This window comes from Nocardia sp. CY41, assembly GCF_009829325.1.
Classification (GTDB): Bacteria; Actinomycetota; Actinomycetes; order Mycobacteriales; family Mycobacteriaceae; genus Nocardia.
Map to the genome: position 1 here is coordinate 160,467 of NZ_VUOS01000001.1, position 18,631 is coordinate 179,097.

Sequence of the window (18,631 nt, forward strand, 5' to 3'; positions counted from 1 at the left end):
CCGACAGCCCGGCTGACGGCGGCTGCGCGAGGCGGTCAGGGCACGGGAACGCCGAACCACGCCTTGGCTTCCTGGCGGCACAGCAAGTGCACGACGGCCGCCGACGTGGCGAGCGAATATCCCGCGGCGACGACGCCGACGACGGGCGGGACGGCCGCGAGGTCCCGAATCGCCCAGCACCCGACTACCGCCTGCAGGAGCGCGAGCGCGATCGTCAGCCTGCGCACGGCGGGCGCACCCTCGGCGAAACCGAGCACGAGCAGACCCAGCGCCCAGGCCACGCAGAACTGGGTGGATGCCGTGGCGGCCGCGTCGCCGCCGCGGGTCAGATTCATCAGTACGGGATAAGCGAGTCCGAATCCCGCCATCCCGGCGACGGCTTCCCGCACGTCCCGAACCGCCTCCGGCATGGCCGTTTCCACGCCGATCGACGGCTCCTCACCGGAGAACGCCAAGCTCACAGCCGTACCCCCGTTGGTACCGAACCTACCGGCGCACCTGCGATTACGCCGGAATCGCACCGTAACACGGTGACTTGCCCCACAACCGCGACTTCGGCAAATGAACCGGGCGCCGCGCGGGCGTCCGCGTATCGGCCCGGGTTACTCCATCAGACCGTGCCGCCGTAGCGCGGCCAACAGCGCGTCCGGGCGCTCGGCGGTCGGCAGGGCCTCGACCAGAGCGAACCGGCTGCCCAGCGCCTCGGCGCCGCCGTCGGCCTCGGCGCTGTCACCGATCATCAGCACCGCCTCGGCGGGCACGCCCAGGTCACCCAGCGCGGAATGGAAGATCTCCGGATCGGGCTTCATGGCGCCGACCTCGAAGGAGAGGGTGAACGTGCCGATCAGCCGATCCCAGCCGCGCGCGGCGAACGACGGACGGGTGTCGAACGGGATATTGCTTACCACCGCGACCGGAATCCCTTGCGCGGCCAAGCGATCGAGCACGGCCTCGCTGTCCGGGTACGGCGTCCACTCCAGCGGGTCGAGCAGCCGGGCATACAGTCGCTCGGCGTCCTCGTCGGTGGGCACGCCCGACTCGCGCAGCACGTGCATCATCACCTTGCGGTGCAGCGCCGGTTCCAGGTCGCGGTGGTCCCACGCGTACTGCGTCGCGTCATCGAAGTCGGTGACGTGGTCGACCGGCGCCGTCATGCGCCGCATGATCTCGGCCTTCTGGTCCACGTCGAACGCCCGTCCGTCCGGACGGGTCAGATCCGCGTACCAGGATTCGTCGGCCTCCAGGCGGAACAAGGTCCCGGAGAAGTCGAACAGCACCGCCTCGATCGCCACCCGGCCAGCCTACCGACCGCTCGCGCCGCCCCGCCGGTCCGCGACGGCCGATTTCCGCCGCCTCGACCTCGACACACCCTGCGGCCAGGGCGATTTCGCCCCTGGGAAGGAAACCGGCGCGGCTGTCGGTGCCGGAGGTTAGAGTCCAGGCATGGGGCGCAAGCGAGGTACTTGGGTCGCCGCAGCGGCGGCGTTCGCACTCACCGTAGGCATGGCCACCGCTTGTTCGTCCGGCGAAAGCCAGGCGGGCGGGGTGTGCGAGACGGTTCCGAACGGCACGCCGGTGACGGCCACCGCGGCGGGACCGACGGGCAGCGGCACCAAGGATCTGAGCACCAACCCGGAGATAGCGACAGGCTATCGCTCGAATATGACGCCGGTGCGCACGCACACTTTCGCGGTGTCGACGGCCAACCCGGTGTCCACCAAGGCCGCGTGCGAGGTCCTCCGCGACGGCGGCACCGCGGCGGACGCACTGATCGCGGCACAGACGGTGCTCGGCCTGGTCGAACCGCAGGCGTCCGGGATCGGCGGCGGGGCGTTCCTGCTCTACTACGACGCGAACACCAGGACCGTGGACGCCTACGACGGTCGAGAAGTGGCTCCCGCGGCCGCCACCGAGAACTACCTGCGCTGGATCAGCGATGCCGACCGCACCGAACCCAAACCGAACACGCGGGCCAGCGGGCGCTCCATCGGCGTACCCGGTGTGCTGCGGATGCTCGAGCTGGCACACCGCGACCACGGCAAGACCGCGTGGCGCGAGCTGTTCGACCCTGCTATCGGACTGGCCGATCAGGGCTTTCCGATCAGTCCGCGGCTGGCGAGCCAGATCGCGGAGTCGGCCAAGGACCTCGCCGCGGACGAGGACGCCAAGGCGTACTTCCTGAACCCGGACGGCAGCCCGAAGACGGCCGAGACCGTCCTCACCAACCCGGCCATGGCGAAGACGCTCGGCGCGGTCGCCACCGATGGCGCGCAGGCGTTCTATACGGGCGCCATCGCCCGGGACATCGCCGCGGCGGCGGGCCGTGCCTCCGGCGGGCGCACCCCGGGCCTGATCACCACCGAGGACTTGGCCGGCTACCAGGCGAAGAAGCGCACCGCTATGTGCACGGGCTACCGCGAGCACGAGATCTGCGGCATGCCCAGCCCCTCCTCGGGCGGCATCGCCGTCGCCGCGACCCTGGGCATCCTGGAGAACTTCGACCTGGCCACCATGCGGCCGGACAACATCGACCGCAACGGCGGCAAGCCGAACGCCCAGGCCGTGCACCTGATCTCCGAGGCCGAACGCCTGGCCTACGCCGATCGCAACAAGTATGTGGCCGACACCGATTTCGTCCCGCTGCCCGGCAATTCCGCCCAAACCCTGCTGAACCGCGATTACCTGCGGCAGCGCGCCGGACTGATTGATCCGAACCGCAGTATGGGCACCGCGCAACCGGGTGACTTCGGACCCGTGCCGCTGGGCGTCGGCCCGCAGCCGCCCGAGCACGGCACCAGCCACATCTCGGTGGTCGACAAGTACGGCAACGCCGCGGCGATGACCACCACCGTGGAGTCGGCGTTCGGTTCCTTCCACCTGGTCGACGGCTTCGTGTTGAACAACCAGCTCACCGACTTCAACGCCGATCCGCTGGGCGCGGACGGCGTGCCGATGGCCAATCGCGTGCAGCCGGGCAAACGCCCGCGCAGTTCGATGAGCCCGACGCTGATCTTCGACAAGGCGCCCGACGGCTCGCGCGGCGAGCTCACCCATGTCGCCGGCTCGCCCGGCGGGTCGGTGATCATCCAGTTCGTGGTGAAAACGCTGGTCAACATGTTCGACTGGGGCCTCGATCCACAGCAGGCGGTGTCCGCGGTCGCGTTCGGCGCCGGCAACAGTCCGGCCACGGGAATCGGCGGCGAGCACCCGGCGATCGACGCCGCGGACAACGGCGACCACGACCCGCTCGTGCTCCGGCTGCGCCAGCTGGGCCACCAGGTCTCGGTGGCACCGCAGTCCAGCGGCCTCAGCGCGCTCAAACGCAGTGGCGCGGACGGCTGGATCGGCGGCGCGGACCCGCGTCGCGAAGGCGCGGTTCTCGGCGACACGCACTGAATCGACCCGGCAACGGGTTACGGCAAGCGAACGATCACCGTCCGCCCTGGGCATTCCGAGGATCGGTATGCCCAGGGCGGCGTGTGATCACTTCTTCCGGATCATCGGATACACCACCGGGCCCCGGCCGATCGGAAGCTCACCTTGCGATTCGAACCCGAACCGCCGGTAGAAAGGCACCGTGCCGATGGTATTCGAGATCAGGAAGCAGTCCTGTTCGGCCACCGACAACCGCCGTTCGAGCAGCGCGGTCGCCAGACCCCGGCCCCGGACGCCGGGCAGCGTCCCGATGGCCGCCAGGTACAGATGCGGCGTCGCCGGTCGCGCGTGCTCCATCCGTCGCCCGGCGGACAAGGCCCGCGCCGCGCCCGGCCCCAAGGCCCGTAGCAAGGTCAACGGCTTCGCCGTCGGCGACACCACGTTCGCCGGCTCCCACAGCGCCACACAGGCGAGATCACCCGCGGCATCATGCGCGAGATCGACCCATCCGTTCTTCCGGCGCGACGCGATACGCGATTCCCAGAAGCCGGGCAACGCTTTCCGCCGCCGCGCCGATTCCGGCCAGAAGTAGGTCATCAATGGATCGTCGGCGAAAGCTGCCGCGAGGACGAAGGCACCGGGCTCCATACCGGCCAGGCTAGAGGGCGGTTCGAACGCACGCGAGCCAGGTTGATGGGCGTGCGAACTCACCCGTTCACTTGCTCCCGGAATACTTCGCACCGAGTTCGCGCAGCCGATCCATCGCCCGCGCCGCGTGCTCCTTGTCGTTCGAGCGGATCGCCAGCATCGGGACGTAGTCGTCATCGATCAGTTCCAGACGAGCCCAGGACTTCCGATCCGGGAACGACACACCTCGGACATAGTCCCACGGGAAATCATTGTCCCCCAGGATGTTCCGCACGGACACACCCCGGGCCCCGGCACGTACCCTTGGCCTGGTCAGCAGCAGCACCGCCCCGGCGCCGAGCAGACCGATCCCGATCATCGCGATCTGATCGGCCACCCGGAAGTTGACGCCGGTCGACCCGCTGCGCAGCCAGATACCGCCCACGGTGAACGCGGCGGCGACCAGCACCGCCACGATCCAGGCCGTCCGCACCGCACGCCGGGGCCTCACCTCGAACTCCCACTCGGACGCTTCGCCGACCGCCGCGGGATACCCCGCGTTCCTCCGGAAGATACGGACCACCGGCATCGCTATGCGGACTGCCGCAAGGCGCGCAGCGTCAACGCGGCGTCCAATGCCGCGGCGGCCGCCTGCTCGCCCTTGTTCTCGTGGGATTCCGGCAGCCCGGCCCGGTCCAGGGCTTGCCGCTCGTTGTTGGTGGTGAGCACCCCGTTCGCGACCGGCGTGCCCTCGTCCAGCGAAACCCGGGTGAGCCCCGCGGTCACCGCGTCGCAGACGTACTCGAAATGCGGCGTGTCACCGCGGATCACCACACCGAGCGCCACCACCGCGTCGTGCGACCTGGCCAGCTCCTGAGCCACCACCGGCAGCTCCATCGCGCCGGCACAGCGCACCACCGTGATCTGCTGGACGCCCGCGTCCTTGGCCACCCGCTCGGCGTTCGCCAGCAGGGTGTCGCAGATCTGGGTGTGCCAGCGCGAGGCGACGATGCCCAAGGAGAGATCCTTGGCGTCGGCCAGCGCGAAGGTCGGTACCCCGGTACCGCTCATCGATGTCCGCCTTTCCGGTGTGTTCGCAGGTCAGTGCGCCGTCTCGCCGAGGTCGAGCTCGTCGAGGCCGATCAGGTCGTGCCCCATCCGGTCCCGCTTGGTGCGCAGGTAGCGCAGGTTCTCCGCATTCGCGCGCAACGGCATCGGCACCCGCTCGGTGATCCGCAGACCGTAGCCGTCCAAACCGACCCGCTTGGCCGGGTTGTTGGTGAGCAAACGCATCGAGCGAAGGCCCAGATCCACCAGGATCTGCGCGCCGGTGCCGTAATCGCGGGCGTCCGCGGGCAGCCCCAGTTCCAGGTTCGCATCGACCGTGTCGTGGCCGGAATCCTGCAGCTGATAGGCCTGCAACTTGTGCATCAGGCCGATGCCGCGCCCTTCGTGACCACGCATGTACAGCACCACACCGCGCCCCTCGGCCGCGACCATCTCCAGCGCGGCGTCCAGCTGCGGGCCGCAGTCGCAGCGCAACGACCCGAACACGTCACCGGTCAGGCACTCGGAGTGCACGCGCACCAGCACGTCCTCGCCGTCGCTGATGTCGCCGCGCACCAGTGCCACGTGCTCGACCTCGTCGTAGATGCTCTGGTAGCCGACCGCCATGAACTCGCCGTGCGCGGTGGGGATGCGCGCCTCGGCGACGCGCACCACGTGCTTCTCGTGCCTGCGCCGCCAAGCGATCATGTCGGCGATCGAGATCAGCGCGAGTTCGTGCTCGTCCGCGAAAACGCGCAACTCCTCGGTGCGGGCCATGTGGCCCTCGTCCTTCTGGCTGACGATCTCGCAGATCACCCCCGCGGGACGCAAGCCGGCCATGCGCGCCAGATCCACGGCCGCCTCGGTGTGCCCGGGCCTGCGCAGCACGCCACCGTCCTTCGCGCGCAACGGAACCACATGGCCGGGACGGGTGAAATCGTCGGCCTTGGCGTCGGCGTCGGCCAGCAGGCGCATGGTGGTGGCGCGGTCGGCGCCGGAGATACCGGTCGTGACACCCTCGCGCGCGTCCACCGACACCGTGTAGGCGGTGCCGTGCTTGTCCTGGTTCATCGCATACATCGGCGGCAGGCCGAGCCGGTCGCAATCGTCACCCGTGAGCGGCACACAGATGTAACCGGAGGTGTAGCGGATCATGAAGGCGACCAGTTCGGGGGTGGCCTTCTCCGCCGCGAAGATGAGGTCTCCCTCGTTCTCGCGGTCCTCGTCGTCGACGACGACGACCGCCTTACCGGCGGCGATATCGGCGACTGCGCGCTCGATGCTGTCGAACCTGGTCACGTCTGCTGTGCTCCATCTCGAAATAGGTGCCTCACCACAGTACTGGGTTGGTTTTGCAGCGCCTGCGGCGCTGCGTGTTCGCGGCCCCTTTGTGGCTCGCGTCCGAGCGACCGCCGCTGGCGACTTCGTCGCGGACGCGGCGGCCGCTCGGACGCGAGCCGGGCCGCGAACGGCACATGCTCGGTCTCGCTTCGCTCGGAAGACGTAGTCGAGGTCAGCTGGTCACGCGGTGCCGCGATCCGCTGACCAGCTGTTTCGCCGTAGTTCGACGCTCGGCACGGAAGCGATCCACGGCGATCATGTCTCGGAACCGGGCGTAGTGACAGCGCAGCAGGCCTACCGCCCGACAACCGCGACATCTTCGCAGTCGCGGATGCGGGCACCGGCGCACTCTGCCGGGTCTCGCTTCGCTCGGACAGCGGAGTGGCACCGATCCGAACGGCCGACACGATCCGCGCCGGGCCTGCCGCTTGGCCGATCACCGCGACTCCTCGGGGCGGCTGGGAGGACAGCACTGCGGCACAGCTGCCCCGCGCGCGCCGTCGTCGCCGCACACCCTCGTCCGGGTCGGCGCGGACGAGCGGGGCGGTCACGGTCAGCCGCGCTGCTGGAGGCGTTCGACGTACTTGGCGATCACGTCGACTTCCAGGTTGACGGTGGTGCCGACGCCGGCGAAGCCGAGGTTGGTCAGTGAGAGGGTGGTCGGGATGAGCGAGACCTCGAACCAGTCCCGGCCATCCGCATCGGCGGGTTCGTCGGAGACGCCGAGGCCGGAGACGGTGAGCGAGATGCCGTCCACAGTGATCGAGCCCTTCTCCACCACGTAGCGGGCGATGTTCTCGGGAAGCGAGATCCGCACCACGTCCCAGTTCTCGGACGGAGTGCGTGAGAGCACGGTGCCGGTGCCGTCCACATGCCCTTGGACCAGGTGGCCACCGAGTCTGCTGTTCAGCGCCGCGGCCCGCTCGAGGTTCACCTTCGAGCCGACATCGAGCTTGCCGATGCTCGAACGGTTGAGCGTCTCCGCCATGACATCGACGGTGAAGGAGTCGCCGCCGACCACGTCCACGACGGTCAGGCACACCCCGTTCACGGCGATCGAATCGCCGTGCCCGGCATCGGAGGTCACCAGCTTGCCCTTGATCGTCAACCGCGCGGCGTCGGCCAGCTGTTCGCTGGCGACGATCTCGCCGAGCTCCTCGACGATGCCTGTGAACATGTGCCCTGACTCCCTGTCGTCGTTGTCCTCCGGTTGCGCAACAGCGCGGAGACCGGCCGCTATTCCCGTGCCCTCAGCCTAGTGACGCGCAGTCACGCCAAACAGCGGCGGCGGTGTCCCGGAAGCGGACCGCCGGGCGGGCGGAGCCATCCGGAACCGGCCGGTCCCATCCAAAATGGAACGAAAGTTGTCCACACACGCCGCGCCGACCCGGGAACGAGGGATCGGATGATCATTCGAGACCTCTGCCGTACCGCATGAATCTATTTATCCCGCGGGGCGTTTGCCGATTTCTACTCGATACCCGAACGAAACGCGCTTATAACGCAGATTTCGCGCTCCGATGAGGAGGGAGGCGATATCGTTACGCGGCCGACTTCTCGCGTTCAACCTTCCCGCCCGAGCAGTCCGATGAGCCTCTCCACCAGGGCATGTGGCGGTCGACCGGGAAGCCTGCCGCACGAGTTCACCCCTCGAGAAAGCCGGAGAAACAGTGGAACAAATCGGGTCGGACACAGCTGGGGGCGTGGTGTGACCACATTTCTCGATTCGACGCCGGAAATTCGCTGCTCACGGTATCGGCGCGAATTCCAGCTCCCCGCATCGATGGATCCGGGTTCGCATCGCATTCTGCTGCAGATCGGCGTCGACTACGGCGCCGTCACCATGCCCGCCGAACTCGGCGAGCAAGTGCTGCGCCAACTCGTTCAGGACGGAATCGCGGGCCCGGTCGTCGACCATCCGCGGGCCAGGCATTGGACCTTCCTCACCGGGCCCCCCGGGCCCGAGGCGATCGCCCCGGCGGTCTCGGCCGAATTGTTCCGCCTGTATGCGGCGGTGGCCTGCACGGGCAGCCAAGTGGTGCTGCCGTCACCGGACGACGAGCGCACCGGATACCGCGTATGGATCCGGTCACCCGAGGCCGGGGCCCGCCGCCCGCCGATCAGCGCGGTGATCGAGACGATCCGTGCGGTCGCCGGGCGCGGCAGCCGAGCCGTATAGAGCCGCTCAGTGTGCCCACGCCGAGGCCGCCTGGCTGCGCAACTTCTGCACGGTGGCCCCGGGGTCGGCCGTGCTGTAGACCGCGGAACCGGCGACGAAGCAATCCACACCGGCCTCCGCGGCCGCCTCGATGGTGTCGGCGTTGATGCCGCCGTCGATCTCGACCAGCAGCCGCAGCTCCCCGGAATCGACCAGGTTCCGCACGATGCGCGCTTTCTGCAGCACCTCCGGGATGAACGACTGCCCGCCGAAGCCCGGTTCCACGCTCATCACCAGCAGCGTGTCGAATTCGCGCAGGATCTCCAGGTACGGCTCGATCGGCGTGCCGGGCTTCACCGAGAGCCCCGCCTTGGCGCCCGCGGCGCGGATGTCACGGGCCACCGCGATCGGATCGTCGGTCGCCTCCGCGTGGAAGGTCACATTGTGCGCGCCCGCCTCCGCGTACGGCGGCGCCCAGCGGCCCGGGTCCTCGATCATCAAGTGGCAATCCAGCGGAATCTCGGTCGCCTTCAGCAGGCTCTCCACCACGGGGAGACCGAGCGTGAGATTCGGCACGAAGTGCGCGTCCATCACATCGACGTGCAGCCAGTCGGCGCCTGCGACGGCCTGGGCCTCGTCCGCGAGGTGCGCGAAGTCGGCGGACAGAATGGAGGGGGCGATCATCGGAGCGGCCGGACGCGGGTAAGTCGGGTTGGACACAACGCCGGAGTCTAACGGTACCCAGGGTTGCCCAGCGCGGGAGTGGGTAGCCTGCATAGGGTGATCAATATTTCGGCGGAACAGGGGCTCTACAGCACCCCGGTGGAGATTCGGGTGGCGGCGTCGGTGACACAACTGCCCATCGTGCGTGGGCTCGCCGAAACACTTGTCCTACTCAGCGATTTCACGCTGGACGAGGTGGCCGACATCCGGCTGGCCGTCGACGAGGTCTGCTCGACGCTGATCGCGGTCGCCGCCCCGGAAACGAGCCTGAACTGCCGGTTCACCGTCGGTGACACCGAGTTGCTCGTCCGGGTCGAGGGCATCGCGGAGAAGCCGGGCCTGCCCGATCAGCGCAGCTTCGGGTGGCATGTGCTGCGCACGCTCACCGACGCGGTGGAGGCGACACAGGATTCGTTCGACACGACGATTTCCGGATACCCGACGACGGTCGAGTTCCGTCGGGTCCGGGGGAAGGCGTAGTGGCGGACGAAGACACCGTGTACGACTCCCAGCGCGATGACGACGCCGACACGCTGACCACCGAGGACACCGTCGATGCCGAGGAAACCCTGGAGGCGGCGGGCACGGTTCCCGGTTACGACGACGTCGGATTGCTCTTCGAGCAGCTGGCGGCCAGTGAACGCGGCACAACGCGGCACAACGCCCTGCGCGCGGAGCTGATCAGCCGCTGCATTCCGCTCGCCGATCACATCGCCCGCAAGTTCAGCGGGCGCGGCGAGCCGTTCGACGACCTGACCCAGGTCGCGCGAGTCGGCTTGGTGCACGCGGTGGACCGTTTCGACGTGGAACGCGGCTCGAATTTCCTGTCTTTCGCGGTGCCGACAATCATGGGCGAGGTTCGCCGGTACTTCCGCGACAACACCTGGGCGATGCGAGTGCCGCGCCGGGTCAAGGAGACTCACCTACGCATCGGCGCGGCGATCGACAGTCTTTCCCAGACCCTCGGCCGCTCGCCGACGGCGAAGGAGATCGCCGCGGAGCTGGACGTGGATCCGGACGAGGTGACCCAGGCCGTCATCGCGGGCAACGCCTACCAGCCCAGTTCGATCGACGCCGCCACGCTCGGCCGTGATACCGACGCGTCGCTGCTGGACACCCTCGGCGAGGAGGAATCCCAGTTCGATCGGGTCGAGGAATACGTCGCGATCCGCCCGCTGCTGGCCGGGCTGCCCGAGCGGGAACGGCGCATTCTCACCATGCGGTTCTTCGAGTCGATGACCCAGACCCAGATCGCGCAGCAGATGGGCATCTCGCAGATGCACGTCTCGCGCATCCTCGCGAAAACCCTTGCGCGGCTGCGGGAACAGTCCAGCCGGGAGTGAGCGGGCTCAGCGGGGGGCCGTGCGCCCGGAGCTTGCGCGCTTTCGCCGGAGCGGTGAGCCACCACGCGGCATCGAGCAGTTCCCGCAGGTGGGCGGGCGCGACCAAGTCGAGACCGCCTTCGGCCTCGCTGCGCAGCCGGGCGAACCCCTTGCCTGCGACCTTCAGCGCCGGGCTGCGCCACCAGGCGGACCCCGCCACCTCCGGCAGCCCGGACGCCATCCGGACCACGTCCTGCCAGGTCATCGTCATCCTCCCAGGGGTGCGGCAGGACGATGCGCCCGGCTTGGACGAATGGAATGCCGCTCAGCGGGGTTTGCGCAGGGCGGCCAGGAACATGGCGTCGGTGCCGTGCCGGTGCGGCCACAGCTGCGCTCCGGGCCCGTCCCCGACATCGGTGACGCCGGGTAAGAGCTCGCGGGTGTCGAGCTGTTCGGCGCCGAGGCGGCGCACGGCGTCGGCGACGATGGACACCGTCTCCGATAGGTGCGGCGAGCAGGTCGAATACACCACCACGCCGCCGGGACGCAGCAGATCCCATGCCGCGGTGAGCAGTTCGCGCTGCAAGACGACGAGTTCCCGGACGTCGGCCGGAGTGCGCCGCCAGCGGGCCTCGGGCCTGCGGCGCAGCGCCCCGAGGCCGGTGCACGGCGCGTCCACCAGGACGCGGTCGTAACCGGGAGCCAGCCCGCTGGCTCGGCCGTCGGCGACATGGACGTCCACCGGCAGGTCGTGCACGGCCTTGCGCACCAGCTCGGCACGGTGGGCGGCGGGCTCTACCGCGTCGACCCGGAAGCCGTCGATAGCGGCAAGCGCTCCGAGCAGCGCGGCCTTGCCGCCCGGCCCGGCGCACAGATCCAGCCAGCGCCCGGTGTCGGGGCCGTCGAGCTCGGCCCTGGTCAACGCCAGCGCCACCAGCTGGCTGCCTTCGTCCTGCACCGCCGCCATGCCCTCGCGCACCGGCTCGAGTTTGCCCGGATCGCCGCCCTCCAGGTAGACCGCGTACGGCGACCAGCGACCTTCCTCGCCGCCGGTCACCAGCGCGAGTTCCTCCGCGGTGATATCGCCTGGGCGAGCTACCAAGTGCACCAGCGGGCGGGCGTCGTCGGCGGCGAGCACCTCGCGCAGTTCCGCGGCGCGGGCCCCGAGCGCGTCGGCGAATGCTTGCGCGATCCACGGTGGATGCGCGTACTCGAACGCCAACCGGCCGACGGGGTCGGCGGGCGCGAGCGCCTCGACCCACTGCTCGGGGGTCTTCTCCCCCGCGCGCCGCAGCACGGCGTTGACGAAACCGCCTTTCCCCGCGCCGAATTCCGCGCGGGCAAGCGCCACGGAGGTGTCCACGGCGGCGTGCGCGCCGATCCGGGTACGCAGCAGCTGGTAGACGCCCAGCCGCAGCACGTCGAGCAACGGTCCGTCGATCTCCTCGATCGACCGGCCCGCGCCCTCGGCGATCACCGCGTCCAGCAGGCCCAGCGACCGGCACGCGCCGTAGGCGAGTTCGGTGGCCAATGCGGCATCGCGCCCCGACAATCCCCGTTCCCGCAGCAATGCGGGCAGAACGAGGTTGGCGTAGGCGTCGCGCTCACGGACCGCGCGCAGCACATCCCTGGCGACCGACCGCGGCTGATCGGCGGGCTCTCTACGATGCGCGCGCCCGGCAGCCTTTGCCCCCTGACCCGCGGATCTCGCGGCAGCCGGACGCCCGGTGGTGGGCCGGTCGGACCGGCCCGCCGCCGCACGTCGTCCCGTGGAGCCGCGCCGTTCGTCGCGATCCCGGCCGCCCGACTCGGTTCGCCCGCTGCCGGAGCGTTGACCGCCCGTCTGGGACCGGCCTCCCCCCTCGTGGTTCTGCTGCCGCGCACCGCCCTGCGCGGGAGCCCGGCCCGCTCCGGAGCGGTTCGGCGCGGACTCTCGCTCTTCGCGCCGCCGGTTGCGCGCGTTGTCGTCGCCGGGCCGATCGCCGCGCGGCGTCATTCGACCACCGCGCCGGGCTGCAGACGGGCGCCGCGTGCCCAGTCGAGCGCGGCCATCCTGCGCTTGCCTTGCGGCTGGACTTGGTCGAGCCGCACGGCGGTGGTGGCGGTGCCGACGAACACGCCGGACTTGCGCACCTCGATCACGCGTTCCGGCAGTTCCTCCTCGACCAGCTCGACCGGCCCCAGCTTCAGCCGGGTGCCGCCGACCTCGGTCCAGGCCCCCGGGGCGGGAGTGACCGCGCGAATCCGCCTGCTGATGGCCAGCGCCGGTTGATCCCAGCGCACGTGCCCGGCTTCGACGCCGACCTTGGGCGCGTAGGAGACACCGTCGGTGGACTGCGGTACCGCCTGCAGGGTTCGGTCTTCCACCCCGTCCAGCGTCGCTTCCAGCAGACGGGCGCCGCTGTCGGCCAACCGCTCCAAGAGGCTGCCCGCGGTGTCGGTGACGGCGATCTTCTCGGTCACCATGCCGAAGACCGGACCGGTGTCCAGCCCGGCCTCGATCTGGAAGGTGGAGGCGCCGGTGATCTCGTCACCCGCATCGATCGCGGCCTGCACCGGCGCCGCGCCGCGCCACGCGGGCAACAGCGAGAAATGCAGGTTGATCCAGCCGAAGCGGGGAATGTCGAGCACCGGCTGGGGCAGCAGCGCACCGTAGGCGACGACCGGGCAGCAGTCCGGCGCCAGTTCGGTGAGTTGCGCGACGAATTCCGGCTCCGACGGCCGACCCGGGGTCAGCACCGGGATGCCGTGCTCGTCGGCCAGCAGGCCGACCGGCGACCTGGTCACCTTCCGGCCGCGCCCGGCCACCGCGTCCGGCCGCGTCACCACGGCGACGACCTCGTGCCGCGCCGATTCCAACAGACGCCGCAACGACGGAACCGCCGGTTCGGGAGTCCCCGCGAAGACGACGCGCATCAGCGGCCCGCTCCGAACGGGTTCGGCCGGCCCGCGCCGCTCATCGAGCGTGCCGGACGCACCGTCAATCCTGCTGCGAACCAGTCGGATTCACGGATCACCCGCATCGCCTCCTTGCGCTGGGCCGGGTCGAGGCGATCGATGAACAGCACCCCGTCGAGATGATCGGTCTCATGCTGGACGCACCGCGCGAGCAGCCCTTCCGCTTCGAAAGCGACCGGCGCGCCGTCGACGTCCACCCCGGAGGCCCGCACGCGCAAGGCCCGCCGGGTGTCGTAGCGCACCCCGGGAATCGACAGGCAGCCTTCCGGCCCGACCTGTTCCTCGTCGCCGAGAACCTCCCACTGCGGGTTCACCACGTGCCCCGCGGCGTCGCCGGTGTCGTAGACGAACACGCGCAGCCCCACCCCGATCTGCGGCGCCGCCATCCCGACACCGCCGTCGTCGTGCATGGTCTCGGTCAGGTCGGTCACCAGCTGCCGCAGCTCACGGTCGAACGCGGTGACCTCCGCGGCGCGGGCACGCAGGATGGGATCGCCGAACAGGCGAACGGGCTGGATGGTCACGGCTGGCTCCCGGAAGCGGACGAATACGGTCGCCCCATTCTAGTGAGACGACCGGAAATCCCCGATTCACCAGCCAGAAGCTGGTAGAAATCCTATGCGGTCCGGGCGGGGTGTCGATCCCTCCGCCCGGCCGCCCGGAAAAGCCCTGGTCAGCGGCCTATCGATGACACCTGACCTGCTTCTCACCTGCAGGTTCACAACGCATCGGTGCATTTCAGTACCGAACGTAACGGGATTGACGGCGTCAACACCGCAGGTCAGAGCAGTTTTGGTTGCTGTGGTGATGACGGTGCCACCAGCGAAGTGGTGACAGCGTCACCACCCCATCAACTAGGTCTAACACTGACAGAGGTTGTTGACAGTTTGGGCTCCTGATATGAAGAGGAGTCCTTATGGCCGAACGTGTTTGGAGTGACTCGGTGCAGGTGACGGATGCGGACGATGTCCTCGACCACCTCGACGGACAGGGCGATCAAGCGGTTGCATGTGGCTAGGCCGAGATCCGGCCGCAACTGCTGACGCGACGTGCTCCAGGTGTTGTGGAAGGCGTTGATGGAGGTACTGACCGACTGGTGTACCGGGCTCGAGACATGCGACTGCTCGGTGACCCAGGCGCCCACGACACCGGGTGAGCGGACCGACGCGGCGACGAATGCCTCGGTCAGTGCATGGAGCCGTTAGGCCGGAGCTTGGTCGGGGGTCAGTCGGATGTCGGCTTCATACCAGTTGCCAGCTCTCCCGACGAGCGACCAGCGTGTCGAGGAGCTCGCTTTTCGATTTGAAATGGCGATACATAGAAGGGCCCGATACCCCGGGCGCCCTGCCGACCTCCTCGATGCCGGCGGCGACAAACCCGGTGCGTTCGAATGCCAGCACGGTTGAGGCGAGCAGGCGTTCGCGGCGGTTGACGGCGTCGGCGGCGGCGACCCCCGCAGTTCGATCGCCGTGACGCGCAGAGCGCTCGGCGGCGCCGGGGAGATGAAGGTCATTGCCGCTTCGATGGCAGTGGCGGTGCCGGTGTGATTGCGAGGGGTCACCATGACGGCTATGGTCGCCCAGGCACGGAGCTCGCGCTGCAGGTCGGACAACTCGGGCTGAACGTGGCCGATCATCTCCCCGATGCGTCGGACCATCGACGTCAGCCGCTCGCGCAGTCGCGAGTAGTCCGCCGTTTCGAGGTGCCGCGCCTCACGTTGGCAAAGCACGGCGAAGTGGGCGGTGTCCTCGGAGGCGATTGCCAGGCGCTGGACGGCAGCGCCGAAACGCCTGGCCGGGTCGGATTCCTCGCGAGCGGCGCCTTCAACGGCTGGGAGGAAGAGTTCCTGGCTGGACTCGACAAGATCGGTCAACAGCGACAATTTGTTGTCGAAGTGGCGGTAGAGCGCACGGACGGTGGCACCGCTGGCGGCGGCGATGTGATCCATGCGGACCACCGAGAACCCCTGCTCCGCGAACAGGGCCGGCGCAACCTTGGCGATGGTCTGCTTCCGGTTGCGCGGCCGCCGCCCGGTCGCGACGTCCGAGGGCATGACTCCGGGGATCGAGACGTCTGGCATGGCCACCATTTCACCCCATTAGCTGAAGCGCCGATCAGCCGCTCGCCGAGATGACCTCGCCGGGGGCGACGCGAAGCTGGCGCGTGAGCACCTTTCCTGCGCCGGACAACGGGAACTCCGATACGAACGAAACGGATCGAGGAGCCTTGTAGTGGACGATTCGCTCGGCGACGTACTCACGCACCTCGCACGGGTCGATATCGGCGCCCTCGGCGCGGACGACGACGGCATGGACACGCTCGCCGTACTGGTCATCGGGTAGTCCGACGACCGCGCACTGGGCGACCGCGGGGTGGGTGGAGAGTATCTTCTCGACCTCGACCGAGTACACGTTCTCCCCACGGAGACGATCATGTCCTTCAGTCGGTCGACCACGAAGAGATAGCCCTCGTCGTCCAGATACCCCGCGTCGCCGGTGTGCATCCAGCCGTCACGGACTGCGGCGGCGGTATCCTGCGGCCGGTTCCAGTAGCCGAGCATGACGTGGCCGCCGCGGCTGACGATCTCCCCGACCTCGCCACGAGGGACGGGCCGGTCGTCGCGGTCGACCACCATCACTTCGCTGTGGGAGACCGCGCGTCCGGCGGAGTAGCGCCTTTTCCCGGTCATCGACGACATCGACATTCACGCTCACTCCGATTCGGTTCTTTATGCAGTCCGACAGAGTTCGGGATACCTCACCCTTCCGCCGCTCCGGCAGGATCTGCCGGCGTTCCACCCGCACCGTCAACTGGTCGAGACGGCCGGGTCGTTCCAGTACGCACTGATAGTGCGGTGCGAGCGTCTCTTCCGAGAATCAACTCCTCGATCTGGGTCGGGAACAAGTTCACACCACGCAGGATGATCATGTCGTCACAGCGTCCGGTGATCTTGCGCATTCGCCGCATGGACCGGGCGGTTCCCGGTAGCAGCGCGGTGAGGTCCCGAGTGCGGTACCGCACGATCGGCAGTGCCTGCTTGGTCAGCGAGGTGAAGACGAGTTCGCCTTCGCTGCCGTCCGGCAGGACCTCCCCCGTCTCCTGATCGATGATCTCGGGAGGAAGTGATCTCCCCAAATGTGCAGCCCATCCTTGTTTCCACGCATTCCTGCGCGACGCCGGGACCGATGACCTCGGAAAGGCCGTAGATGTCGACAGCGTCGATACCCACTTTGCCTTCGAGTTCGGTGCGCATTTGCCCAGTCCAGGGCTCCGCACCGAACACTCCGGTTCGTCATGACCTCGCACGTGGGTCGATTCCTGCGCGTTCCATGGCGTCGACGAGACTCAGCATGTACGACGGCGTCACCATGATGGCGTCGGGCTTGAAATCGGTAATCAACTGGATCTGCCGCTCGGTCATCCCCCTGGACATCGGAATCACCGTGCAGCCCAGCCGCTCGGCACCGTAGTGGGCGCCCAGACCGCCGGTGAACAGCCCGTATCCGAAGGCGATGTGCACCTTGTCCGTGGAGCGAACTCCTGCGGCGCGCAAGCTACGGGCGACAAGCTGCGCCCACGTGTCGATGTCGGCGGCGGTGTACCCGACTACCGTCGGTCGGCCGGTTGTACCCGATGACGCATGTACCCGTCGATTTCCGACTGCGGTACAGCAAACATCCCGAACGGATAGGGTCGGCCTTCGTGGTGAAGGGAAACAACCACAGGTCGCTCAGGTCCTTCAGGTCGGCCGGATGGACCCCTGTGTCGTCGAAGACTTTCCTATAATGCGGCACATTGTCGTACGCGCTCTGCAGGGTCCTCTTCAGTCGGCTCAGCTGCAACGCCGAGATTTCGTCACGCGACGCAGTCTCGATGGGCTCGAGCCGATCCAGGGGTCGCGGCGCGGAAGCGGCCGCGGGGAAATCAATGAGGTCTGTCATGACGGCTCCGGAAGTGGGGTCGATACGGCTCAGGCATCGAAATCGACGGTGACGACTTCGCTGACGGGAAACGACTGACAGGTCAATACGAAACCGTTGTCGACCTCGGATTTCTCCAGCGCATAGTTGCGACGCATATCGACCTCGCCCACAGTGACTTTGGCACGGCACGTGCCGCATACGCCGCCCTTGCAGGCGAAGGGAAGATCAGCGCGCGAGGCCTGAGCAGCATCGAGTATCGACACGTCGCAGGGTAGAGCCAACGTGCTCGAGTTGCCATCGAGGACGATGGTCACCTCACTTGTGGGCCCAGTCGCACCGTGCTCGAGGTGGCGAACCGGGGGCGGTGCGGTGTCTTCGACGAAGAACAATTCCTGGTGGATTTGCTCTGCGCGGACTCCTACGTCTAGCAGAATGTCGCGTGCGTCGGTGACCATGCCGATCGGACCACAGAGCCAGAAGTCGCCTACCGCTTCGACCGGGACGAAAGCCTTCAGCAGACGCCGGATGCGATCGGCATCCAGGCGGCCGCTGAACAGCTCGGAACTGCGGGGCTCCCGAGACAATACGTGAATCAGCTGCAACCGCTCACCGTAGCGATCCTTGAGGTCGCTGAGCTCCTCTGTGAACATGACCGAGCCGACCCGCCGATTGCCGTAGAACAGTGTCACATGTGATTCGGGCTTGCTGAGCACCGTGGCGGCGATGGACAACATCGGCGTGATGCCCGAGCCTGCGGCCACGAGCACGTGCCGTCCGCCTTTGTCTCCATCGAGTGCGAATGTCCCCGAGGGGCGCTGGACGTCGACTTCGTCTCCAGGATGCAGATCGTTGACCAGCCAACCGGAGAGCAGTCCGCCGGGGACAACCCGCACACCGATCCGTGGTGATGCTCCAGCGGGAGCGCAGATCGAGTACGAACGCCGGTGCTCGACACCCTCGATGGTCCGGCGAACCGTCAGCGATTGCCCGGGCAGGAAGGTGAACTCCTCACGCAGCTCGTCGGGAACGGCGAAGGAAACCGCGGCGGCGTCAGCGCACAACCGTTCGACGGCGGAGACGGTCAAACTATGGAACGACTTGTTACGCCAGTTTTTTCGTGTAATAGGGGACCCTTCCGGGGCCTCGGTGCGGGTCAA

General features: G+C 68.2%; 17 protein-coding genes and 3 pseudogenes. 4 read left to right on the forward strand and 16 right to left on the reverse strand.

Features of this window, described 5'->3' with window-relative positions; translation table 11 throughout:
• Window positions 1-35 precede the first annotated feature (35 nt).
• Window positions 36-461 (reverse strand): hypothetical protein, encoded by a 426-nt coding sequence (locus tag GVY64_RS00735; RefSeq protein WP_159837684.1) that lies wholly within the window; start codon window positions 459-461, stop codon window positions 36-38.
• Window positions 462-602: 141 nt separating this feature from the next.
• On the reverse strand, window positions 603-1,292 hold the full coding sequence (locus tag GVY64_RS00740) for an HAD family hydrolase (protein WP_159837686.1): 690 nt from the start codon (window positions 1,290-1,292) through the stop codon (window positions 603-605).
• Window positions 1,293-1,443: 151 nt separating this feature from the next.
• Here GVY64_RS00740 and GVY64_RS00745 point away from each other — a divergent pair, with 151 nt between their 5' ends.
• Window positions 1,444-3,396 (forward strand): gamma-glutamyltransferase family protein, encoded by a 1,953-nt coding sequence (locus GVY64_RS00745; protein ID WP_159837688.1) that lies wholly within the window; start codon window positions 1,444-1,446, stop codon window positions 3,394-3,396.
• 87 nt (window positions 3,397-3,483) lie between these two features.
• Here GVY64_RS00745 and GVY64_RS00750 read toward each other — a convergent pair whose 3' ends face one another.
• From GVY64_RS00750 to GVY64_RS00770, 5 genes are all read right to left on the reverse strand, one after another.
• The gene (locus GVY64_RS00750; RefSeq protein WP_159837690.1) at window positions 3,484-4,023 is read right to left on the reverse strand and encodes a GNAT family N-acetyltransferase; all 540 of its coding nucleotides are present in this window, start codon (window positions 4,021-4,023) and stop codon (window positions 3,484-3,486) included.
• 67 nt (window positions 4,024-4,090) lie between these two features.
• Window positions 4,091-4,591, reverse strand: coding sequence for a PH domain-containing protein (locus GVY64_RS00755; RefSeq protein ID WP_159837692.1), 501 nt, complete (start codon window positions 4,589-4,591; stop codon window positions 4,091-4,093).
• A gap of 2 nt (window positions 4,592-4,593) precedes the next feature.
• Window positions 4,594-5,073: a 6,7-dimethyl-8-ribityllumazine synthase gene (ribH, locus tag GVY64_RS00760; RefSeq protein WP_043693733.1), complete on the reverse strand. Its 480-nt coding sequence runs from the start codon at window positions 5,071-5,073 to the stop codon at window positions 4,594-4,596.
• Between the two features lie 30 nt (window positions 5,074-5,103).
• On the reverse strand, window positions 5,104-6,348 hold the full coding sequence (locus GVY64_RS00765) for a bifunctional 3,4-dihydroxy-2-butanone-4-phosphate synthase/GTP cyclohydrolase II (protein ID WP_063017728.1): 1,245 nt from the start codon (window positions 6,346-6,348) through the stop codon (window positions 5,104-5,106).
• A gap of 595 nt (window positions 6,349-6,943) precedes the next feature.
• Complete coding sequence (locus GVY64_RS00770) at window positions 6,944-7,567, reverse strand: riboflavin synthase (protein ID WP_159837694.1); 624 nt, start codon at window positions 7,565-7,567, stop codon at window positions 6,944-6,946.
• A 531-nt stretch (window positions 7,568-8,098) separates the two neighbouring features.
• Here GVY64_RS00770 and GVY64_RS00775 point away from each other — a divergent pair.
• The gene (locus GVY64_RS00775) at window positions 8,099-8,569 is read left to right on the forward strand and encodes a hypothetical protein (protein WP_159837696.1); all 471 of its coding nucleotides are present in this window, start codon (window positions 8,099-8,101) and stop codon (window positions 8,567-8,569) included.
• Window positions 8,570-8,575: 6 nt separating this feature from the next.
• Here GVY64_RS00775 and rpe read toward each other — a convergent pair whose 3' ends face one another.
• Window positions 8,576-9,232, reverse strand: coding sequence for a ribulose-phosphate 3-epimerase (rpe, locus tag GVY64_RS00780; RefSeq protein WP_159838228.1), 657 nt, complete (start codon window positions 9,230-9,232; stop codon window positions 8,576-8,578).
• Window positions 9,233-9,328: 96 nt separating this feature from the next.
• On the opposite strand from rpe, the gene GVY64_RS00785 reads away from it, so the two are divergent.
• Together GVY64_RS00785 and GVY64_RS00790 are read left to right on the forward strand one after the other, a co-directional pair.
• Window positions 9,329-9,751 carry an ATP-binding protein gene (locus GVY64_RS00785; RefSeq protein ID WP_159837698.1) on the forward strand — a complete coding sequence of 141 codons (423 nt, stop codon included), beginning with the start codon at window positions 9,329-9,331 and terminating at the stop codon, window positions 9,749-9,751.
• On the forward strand, window positions 9,751-10,614 hold the full coding sequence (locus GVY64_RS00790) for an RNA polymerase sigma factor SigF (RefSeq protein WP_159837700.1): 864 nt from the start codon (window positions 9,751-9,753) through the stop codon (window positions 10,612-10,614). Before GVY64_RS00785 ends, GVY64_RS00790 begins: the two co-directional genes overlap by 1 nt.
• A 304-nt stretch (window positions 10,615-10,918) precedes the next feature.
• Here GVY64_RS00790 and GVY64_RS00795 read toward each other — a convergent pair whose 3' ends face one another.
• The 8 genes and pseudogenes from GVY64_RS00795 to paaE all read right to left on the reverse strand — a co-directional run bounded on the left by GVY64_RS00795 (window position 10,919) and on the right by paaE (window position 18,631).
• Window positions 10,919-12,589, reverse strand: coding sequence for an RsmB/NOP family class I SAM-dependent RNA methyltransferase (locus GVY64_RS00795; protein WP_159837701.1), 1,671 nt, complete (start codon window positions 12,587-12,589; stop codon window positions 10,919-10,921).
• Window positions 12,586-13,509, reverse strand: coding sequence for a methionyl-tRNA formyltransferase (gene fmt / locus GVY64_RS00800; protein ID WP_159837703.1), 924 nt, complete (start codon window positions 13,507-13,509; stop codon window positions 12,586-12,588). The genes GVY64_RS00795 and fmt overlap by 4 nt, the downstream gene beginning before the upstream one ends.
• Complete coding sequence (gene def / locus GVY64_RS00805) at window positions 13,509-14,075, reverse strand: peptide deformylase (protein ID WP_159837705.1); 567 nt, start codon at window positions 14,073-14,075, stop codon at window positions 13,509-13,511. The genes fmt and def overlap by 1 nt, the downstream gene beginning before the upstream one ends.
• Before the next feature lie 717 nt (window positions 14,076-14,792).
• Window positions 14,793-14,951: a helix-turn-helix domain-containing protein gene (locus tag GVY64_RS39005; protein WP_442939503.1), complete on the reverse strand. Its 159-nt coding sequence runs from the start codon at window positions 14,949-14,951 to the stop codon at window positions 14,793-14,795.
• A gap of 482 nt (window positions 14,952-15,433) precedes the next feature.
• Window positions 15,434-15,640, reverse strand: a pseudogene (locus tag GVY64_RS38600) (helix-turn-helix domain-containing protein); the annotation flags it as partial.
• Between the two features lie 25 nt (window positions 15,641-15,665).
• Window positions 15,666-16,219, reverse strand: a pseudogene (locus GVY64_RS37600) (AMP-binding enzyme); the annotation flags it as partial.
• A gap of 22 nt (window positions 16,220-16,241) precedes the next feature.
• Window positions 16,242-17,492 (reverse strand): annotated as a pseudogene (locus tag GVY64_RS00820) (AMP-binding protein); the annotation flags it as partial.
• A gap of 29 nt (window positions 17,493-17,521) precedes the next feature.
• Window positions 17,522-18,631, reverse strand: coding sequence for a 1,2-phenylacetyl-CoA epoxidase subunit PaaE (paaE, locus tag GVY64_RS00825; protein ID WP_159837709.1), 1,110 nt, complete (start codon window positions 18,629-18,631; stop codon window positions 17,522-17,524).

Bases quoted from the DNA above. Each gene is read 5' to 3' on its own strand.
- ribH (WP_043693733.1), bottom strand. From the start codon at position 5,073: ATGAGCGGTACCGGGGTACCGACCTTCGCGCTGGCCGACGCCAAGGAT.
- GVY64_RS00755 (WP_159837692.1), bottom strand. From the start codon at position 4,591: ATGCCGGTGGTCCGTATCTTCCGGAGGAACGCGGGGTATCCCGCGGCG.
- rpe (WP_159838228.1), bottom strand. From the start codon at position 9,232: ATGATCGCCCCCTCCATTCTGTCCGCCGACTTCGCGCACCTCGCGGAC.
- GVY64_RS00750 (WP_159837690.1), bottom strand. From the start codon at position 4,023: ATGGAGCCCGGTGCCTTCGTCCTCGCGGCAGCTTTCGCCGACGATCCA.
- GVY64_RS00770 (WP_159837694.1), bottom strand. From the start codon at position 7,567: ATGTTCACAGGCATCGTCGAGGAGCTCGGCGAGATCGTCGCCAGCGAA.
- fmt (WP_159837703.1), bottom strand. From the start codon at position 13,509: ATGCGCGTCGTCTTCGCGGGGACTCCCGAACCGGCGGTTCCGTCGTTG.
- GVY64_RS00745 (WP_159837688.1), top strand. From the start codon at position 1,444: ATGGGGCGCAAGCGAGGTACTTGGGTCGCCGCAGCGGCGGCGTTCGCA.
- GVY64_RS00795 (WP_159837701.1), bottom strand. From the start codon at position 12,589: ATGACGCCGCGCGGCGATCGGCCCGGCGACGACAACGCGCGCAACCGG.